Raw genomic sequence first — 811 nt, 5'->3', positions numbered from 1 at the left:
TAAATAAAAAACCCGGTTTAGAGCCGGGTTTTTAGTGATCTGTCAAAATCAAACAAAACAATAATCAAACTATTTTTTTATAAACATGTTGGTGTAATATTTTCTTCCTGTTTCAGGATTGGTCGTTACCGATATGCCTAAGTGCGTGTAGTCACCTTCCATGTTGGCTTTGTGTGCAGGAGAATTCATCCACGCGGCAAATGCACTCTCTGCCGTGAGATAGTTGTAAGCAATATTCTCGCCTACTCTCTCTGCTCCTAATACTTTGATTAAATTGTCAGCGCGTTGTTGAAAGTAATCGTGGTTCACCACGTTATTATCAATCATGTAAAAATTATGCTCTTCCGATTTGTAAGAGATGTGATTGATAACTTCCAAGGTATTCAGGCCGATACTCTGGCGGTAGTTGTTGATTAAGGTAACAATCTTCAACTCGGTTTCGTTGTAATTGTAGGTCGTTACAACTTCTCTGTCGCTTGAGGCAGTTTCTGATGAATCAGAAGAACAAGATACCATAGTGAACACAATTGCAATGGGCAACAATGCTCTAAACATTTTTGCTTTCATAGTAGTAGGTTAAGTTTGTAATAAAGTAGATGTGGGGCAAACACTTTATTGATTAATATTGACAGAACGTAAATGGTTTGATTTGGTGAGACAATATTACTTTATTTATCGATTAAAATACAAATAAAATCGATGAAATGCATGTTTTTTTAATTTTTATAAGATATTTTCTTACTTATACGCGTATTGTCAATCCTTTTTTATTGCTTTACAAAACTAAAAAACCACTCCGAAGAGTGGTTTA

1 protein-coding gene is annotated in these 811 nt (G+C 34.9%); it reads right to left on the bottom strand.

From position 1 onward, the window contains the following. Positions 1–69 precede the first annotated feature (69 nt). Entirely contained in the window at positions 70–567 is a 498-nt protein-coding gene (locus tag QHT84_RS14125; protein WP_283240218.1) for a CAP domain-containing protein, read from the bottom strand. Positions 568–811: the final 244 nt, after the last annotated feature.

Source organism: Flavobacterium sedimenticola, from assembly GCF_030053345.1.
In the GTDB taxonomy this organism is placed as follows: Bacteria; Bacteroidota; Bacteroidia; order Flavobacteriales; family Flavobacteriaceae; genus Flavobacterium; species Flavobacterium sedimenticola.
This window is presented reverse-complemented; position numbering and strand designations above follow the sequence as displayed.